This is a genomic window from Paenarthrobacter sp. CM16, assembly GCF_013179505.1.
Lineage (GTDB): Bacteria > Actinomycetota > Actinomycetes > Actinomycetales > Micrococcaceae > Arthrobacter.
The window spans coordinates 1-5,920 of sequence record NZ_JABMCX010000230.1; the positions used below are offsets into that span (position 1 = coordinate 1).

General features: G+C 62.7%; 7 protein-coding genes. 2 read left to right on the forward strand and 5 right to left on the reverse strand.

Translation table 11 applies throughout. The features are described from left to right. Nucleotides 1-138: 138 nt before the first annotated feature. A complete protein-coding gene (gene msrB, locus HP499_RS17725) occupies nucleotides 139-579 on the reverse strand; it encodes a peptide-methionine (R)-S-oxide reductase MsrB (RefSeq protein WP_172325524.1) in 441 nt (146 codons plus the stop codon). Nucleotides 580-593: 14 nt separating this feature from the next. Next, nucleotides 594-1,085 (reverse strand): hypothetical protein, encoded by a 492-nt coding sequence (locus tag HP499_RS17730; protein WP_172325516.1) that lies wholly within the window; start codon nucleotides 1,083-1,085, stop codon nucleotides 594-596. A 121-nt stretch (nucleotides 1,086-1,206) separates the two neighbouring features. Here HP499_RS17730 and HP499_RS17735 point away from each other — a divergent pair, with 121 nt between their 5' ends. Beyond that, the gene (locus HP499_RS17735) at nucleotides 1,207-2,484 is read left to right on the forward strand and encodes a S9 family peptidase (RefSeq protein WP_172325517.1); all 1,278 of its coding nucleotides are present in this window, start codon (nucleotides 1,207-1,209) and stop codon (nucleotides 2,482-2,484) included. A gap of 14 nt (nucleotides 2,485-2,498) precedes the next feature. On the opposite strand, the gene ybaK is transcribed toward HP499_RS17735, so the two are convergent. From ybaK to HP499_RS17750, 3 genes are all read right to left on the reverse strand, one after another. Next, the gene (gene ybaK, locus HP499_RS17740; protein ID WP_172325518.1) at nucleotides 2,499-3,005 is read right to left on the reverse strand and encodes a Cys-tRNA(Pro) deacylase; all 507 of its coding nucleotides are present in this window, start codon (nucleotides 3,003-3,005) and stop codon (nucleotides 2,499-2,501) included. 35 nt (nucleotides 3,006-3,040) lie between these two features. Next, nucleotides 3,041-3,499, reverse strand: a complete 459-nt coding sequence (locus tag HP499_RS17745) for a SufE family protein (protein WP_172325519.1) — start codon at nucleotides 3,497-3,499, stop codon at nucleotides 3,041-3,043. Between the two features lie 73 nt (nucleotides 3,500-3,572). Continuing rightward, nucleotides 3,573-4,499, reverse strand: coding sequence for a sulfurtransferase (locus HP499_RS17750; protein ID WP_172325520.1), 927 nt, complete (start codon nucleotides 4,497-4,499; stop codon nucleotides 3,573-3,575). A gap of 209 nt (nucleotides 4,500-4,708) precedes the next feature. Here HP499_RS17750 and zapE point away from each other — a divergent pair, with 209 nt between their 5' ends. After that, nucleotides 4,709-5,749, forward strand: coding sequence for a cell division protein ZapE (zapE, locus tag HP499_RS17755; RefSeq protein ID WP_026540336.1), 1,041 nt, complete (start codon nucleotides 4,709-4,711; stop codon nucleotides 5,747-5,749). Nucleotides 5,750-5,920: the final 171 nt, after the last annotated feature.

Genomic DNA, 5,920 nt, shown 5'->3' on the forward strand with positions numbered 1-5,920 from the left:
CTAATTGAAAAACGGGTCCAGCGTAAGCAATTCTTGGCCTTGGACTGCTCATGCGCGGTTCGAGGTCCAGCGCCCCACAGTGCTGACCCCGGGAGCCGCCCCGGACGGACCGTGCAAAGCCCGGCCCGTCCGGAACCGTCAGCTCTCTTCCGGGGTAACCAGGCGGAGCGAAATGGAGTTGATGCAGAACCGCTGGTCCGTGGGAGTGCCGTAGCCCTCGCCCTCGAAGACGTGCCCCAGATGGGAGTCGCAGTTGGCACAGCGGACTTCCACGCGGTCCATCCCCATGGTGCGGTCATGAAGGTAGCGGACCGTGCCTTCAGCTAAGGGAGCCCAGAACGACGGCCAGCCGCAATGGGAATCGAACTTCTCCTTGCTGGTAAAGAGCTGGCTGCCACAAGCACGGCACTGATAAACGCCCTCCGTGTGGGTGTCCCAGTACTCGCCGGTGTATGGCCGTTCGGTTCCCGCCTGCCGCAGAACGCGATATTCCTCGGGGGTCAACTCCTCGCGCCAGCGGGCATCGCTCTTCTCCACGGACGCAGACGTTGTCTTACTGGTGTTCTCAGGAGTGTTCATGTCTTGTGCAACGCTCACGAGTCGCCGATAAATCCCGAGCCCGCGTACAAGTGCAACACCGGCAGCCCCAATTGATCCTGCGCCTTATTGGCCCAGTCCGTGTGGAACGTATCGGCGATGGCATGGGGACGGGTGATCACCACGGCCTGGGCAGCATCGAGAGCCCGTACCTTGGCCACCAAGCCGGCAACCGCACCGCCGTCGACGACTTCACCGGTGACGCCGCCACCCAAACCGGCCAACGCCGCCAACGAGGCAGCCAACGTCTCCGAGGCCTCAGCACGCTCCGCCTCCGGATCCGGCGATTGCGCCGTAAGCTCACGGAACGCCTTGGCGATATCCAGCAACGAAAGATTTTCCAGGAAATCGACCAGGAGATGGCGCTCTGTATTGGCGGGGACAAGGACAACCAGGGGAGCGTCGCCACCGTCCACCAGTTTCTCGATATTAACGCGGTCGTCGGGGCCAAGGGGCTCTTCAGTCAGGATGACTATGGGATCACTCATGGCTACAGCGTAGTCCCGCACAACGTGGGTCCGCAGGCTTTTGGGATCGAATCCAGGCCCTGATGCGCCGCGCCCCGGGTGCCTGCAACGGGTAACAGCAAGAAGCGGCAACAATGGAGGCATGGCAACAACTTCCCGGTCAGCGAGCGACGCTGTAGAGACCAAGCTGTCCCTCCGCACCAAATGGGCCATTGGCGGCTTCTTGGCGGGAGGCACCCTCGCCGGCCTGCTGGGTGCCGGCTCTTCTGCGCTCGCCGTCTATTTTGCCCGTCGCGTCATCACTCCGGCCGCCCGGCATGAGGACCAAGAGGTCCTCGCTGTCATCCAGGGTGACAAAGGGCCCCAGGTCATCCTGACCGCCACTGCGGACACCATCATCGACGGCGTGTTCAGCCTGTTCTTCGGAGGTGGCCACGGGCACGCCCGGATTGGCAGGATCGTGTCCTATTCCCCGGCTGAACAGACGGTGCTTCGCGAGGTCGAAGAGGTTTACAGCGGCAACCTGGCGGAAGCGCGCCGTGGCTGGTGGAGCGGGGCTACCTACCCGGACCCGGCAGCGATCGGCCTTGCGTCCGAAGAGGTCCAGATAGAGGTCGACGGCGGGCTGGCGCCGGCGTGGTTGATCCGCGCCGAGGCTTCTGCTCCAGCCAAGGTCTGGGCCATCATGGTGCACGGGCGCGGTGCCACACGGCTTGAAGGCCTGCGGGCTGTGCGGACAGCACGGAGCCTGGGATTGGACAGCCTGCTCATCTCCTACCGCAACGACGGTCTTGCCCCTTCCGCCCTTGACGGACGCTACGGCCTGGGCTCCACCGAATGGCGGGATGTTGAGGCCGCCATCGACTACGCGCTGGCCCATGGCGCAGAGGAGATCGTGCTCTTCGGGTGGTCCATGGGCGGAGCGATCAGCCTGCAGACCGCCGATCTTTCCAATCACCGGCATCTCATCAGGGGCATGGTGTTGGACGCCCCTGTCATCAACTGGGTCAATGTCATGGCCCACCACGCGCAAATGAACAGAATTCCCTACACCGTGGGGCGGTATGGGCAACTCATGCTGGGTCATCCGCTAGGACGCCGGCTCACAGGCCTGGCTGCTCCCGTGGACCTCAAAGCCATGGATTGGGAAGCCCGGGCCATCGAACTTCGCACCCCCACACTGCTGATTCACAGCGTTGACGACGACTATGTTCCGTTCGGGCCATCAGCGTCCCTCGCCGAAAAGAACCCGGACATGGTAACTTTCGAGCCCTTCAACGGCGCCCGGCACACCAAGGAGTGGAACGTGGACCCGGAGCGATGGGAACGCGTAGTGCACGCTTGGCTGCAGCGGCAGTTGGCGCCACGGAACAACCCGGGACAGGCGGCCACTGCGGGCGCATCAGACCACAGCGGGTGAAGACGGCGCCTGGTTCAGCCTTGAGCTGCGTGAGAGGTGCCGATTGCCGCAACTGCGGCGTTGGTCAGCCGGATCAGGTCCGTCGGGGAAAGCTCAATGTCCAGTCCGCGCCGGCCGCCGGATACCAGGATGGTGTCAAAGGCCAGCGCTGATTCGTCCAGCACCGTCGGGGAGGTCTGCCGCTGCCCCAAGGGTGAAATGCCGCCCAGTACATAACCGGTGCGGCGCTCTGCTGCCTTGGGATCAGCCATGGCTGCTTTCTTTGCCCCAAGGGCGGAAGCAACGGACTTCAGGTCCAGATTGCCGGACACGGGGACAACTGCCACGGCAAGTCTGCCCTCCGCCTCCACCATGAGGGTCTTGAAGACCCTCATAGGTTCAATACCGAGGACCTCTGCTGCTTCCAGGCCATAACTGGCTGCTGCGGGATCATGGGCGTAGGGATGAAGGACAAAGGGAACGCCGGCTGCAGTAAGAGCTGCAGTTGCCGGCGTTCCCTGTGAAGCTGTTTTCTTTGCCATTCGGTGCGGTGGTGTCCTTCAGCGCTCTGACAGAATCAGTGTTCCAGTCGGTTGGCGGCTGCAACTTTGCGCTTGATGCGGCCGAGCATGGCGGTCATTCCCCGCATGCGCAGGGGAGTGATGGCCCGGGTGAGCCCCAGCAGTTCCGGCATATCGTCCGGGACAGCAAGGATTTCTTCGGCCGTGAGTCCGTCGAGGCCCTCGTGCAGCACACCGGCAAAGCCGCGTGTAGTCGGTGCCTCCTGGGGAGCCTTGAAGAAGAGCCGGTATTTGCGGGCGCCGTCGGGATTCTTCTCCGACTCGATGGTGAGGAACAGCGGAGACTGGCATTCCACCACCTGCTCCAGCAACTCAGGGTGGTCCTTCAGGCGCTCCGGAAGTTCCGGCAGCCCCCGTGAAAACTCGAGCAGGAGTTGCAGGCGGTCAGGCTCCGTCAGTGCCTGGAAGTCATCGACGATTTCCGCCAACGCGGTGGGCAAAGTGTACGTACTCATCTCTTCCAGCTTACGCACAACCGGCCCGAAATGTGCTCTGTGTACCGCAACACTACGGGCTCCGGCCGCGCTACTAGTTGCGTGCGAAGGCAGCGGGTACGGAACCCCGCTCGGCGCCCTTGACGATCGGAACGCGCACGGCGTTGCCCCACTCGGTCCAGGAGCCGTCGTAGTTGCGCACGGAATCGAAGCCCAGCAAGTACTTCAGCGCAAACCACGTGTGGCTTGAACGTTCCCCGATCCGGCAGTAGGCCACCACGTCGTCGCCGGCTGCCAGCCCGGCCTCGCCAAGGTAAAGGGCCTCGAGCTCTTCACGGCTGCGGTAGGTGCCGTCTTCGGCGGCGGCACGGGCCCACGGAATCGATGCGGCAGTGGGAATGTGGCCGCCACGGAGTGCGCCTTCTTCCGGGTAAGCCGGCATGTGGGTGCGCTGACCGGTGTATTCCTCGGGGGAGCGGACATCAATCAGGGGGTTGCCCAGGTGTGCCAGGACATCTTCCTTGAACGCGCGGATGGGGGCGTCATTGCGCTCCACCACCGGGTATTCGCTGGCTGTTGGCTGGGAAACATCGGTGGTGAGCTCGCGTCCTTCTGCGATCCACTTGTCGCGGCCGCCGTCCAGAAGCCGGACATCCTCGTGGCCGAAGAGGGTGAAAACCCAGAGTGCGTAGGCAGCCCACCAGTTGGACTTGTCGCCATAGATGACAACGGTGCTGTCACGGGAGATTCCCTTGGAGGCTGCGAGGGAAGCGAACGCTGCGCCGTCGACGTAGTCACGGGTGACCTCGTCGTTCAGGTCGGTGTGCCAGTCGATCTTCACGGCTCCAGGGATGTGGCCGGTTTCATACAGCAGGACGTCTTCATCGGATTCAACCACTACCAGTTTGCCGTCGGCGATGGCACCGTCGGCCAGGGCTGCGGCCAGCCACTCTGTGGAGACAAGGCGTTCGGGGTTTGCGTACGAAGCAAACTTTTCGTTTTGTTCAACGGGGTAGGACATGGTGATGGCCTTTCACTGACAACGGACGGGAGCCAGGCCGTGAAAATGATGCAGGTGCCAGCCCGGCGTTCTCCCAACACTAACCACGGGCCGCCCGGATTGCTTCCCTGTGGTCACACGGTGAAACATGGGCTTGGTCACGTGTCCGTCCCGGGCCGTCCAATGCCGGTATTCTTGCTGGGGACCTAATACCGAAGGAACGGACCACCGTGGTACAGATCGAACAACTGGCTGCCCGCACACCGGCAGTCTCCGTGGAGGAACTCCTCAAGGGTTTCTACCCCTCTCCGCGATTCGGAGAGGTTTCGTTCGACAGTTACCGTCCCGACCCCTCGCAGCCGAGCCAAGCCAATGCTGTGAAGCTCCTCTCCGCCTTCGCCGACGGGGTTGGTTCCGAGGACAGCGGGGGACTGTTCAAGAAACTCTTCGCCAAAAAGGCGCCCGCTACCAGGGCAGGTATCTACCTTGACGGCGGCTTCGGCGTGGGCAAAACCCACCTCCTGGCCTCGTTGTGGCACAGGTCGCCCGGGCCCAAAGCGTTCGGAACGTTCGTGGAATACACCAACCTGGTTGGTGCGCTGTCCTTTAGGAAGACCGTGGAGGCCCTGAGCAGCTACAAGCTTGTGTGCATCGATGAATTCGAACTCGATGATCCCGGCGACACCGTGCTGATGTCCCGCCTCATGCGTGAACTGGCCGACGCCGGGGTCAAGCTCGCTGCCACGTCCAACACCTTGCCGGGCTCGCTGGGTGAGGGGCGCTTTGCCGCCGTCGATTTCCAGCGCGAGATCCAGGTCCTTGCCGACCAATTCGATGTTGTCAGGATCGACGGCGAGGATTTCCGGCACCGTGGGCTGCCCGCGGCTCCTGCGCCTCTTAAGACTGAAGAACTGAAACACCGCATGAAAGCGGAGTTTGCAGGCAAAACGGTTGCAGTGGACGACTTCCGCACCTTGGTCAACCATCTGGCTGCGGTCCACCCCAGCCGTTACCGCCAGCTCATCTCCGGCGTCGAAGCAGTGGTCTGGAGCGACGTCGAAACCATCACGGAACAGGCTGTGGCCCTCCGCTTTGTGGTGCTGGCGGACAGGCTTTATGACAAGGATGTACCCATCCTGGCCAGTGGCGTCCCCTTCGACAAACTCTTTACCGAAGAGATGATGACCGGCGGCTACACCAAGAAGTACTTCCGTGCTGTATCAAGGTTGACGGCGCTTGCCCGCGAGGCGCAAAACCACGAGCCCGCCTGACTTACGCTTTCTGAACGGGTTCGCGGCTCTTGAGCATCCAGCGGACCAGGATGCCTCCGGCAAGCGCCCAGAACGCGGCGCCTACGCCGGCAAAGCTGAGGCCTGAGGCTGCCAGCAGAAAGGTGATACAGGCTGGAATGCGTTCCTCCGCTACGGCCAACGCTGAGGAAA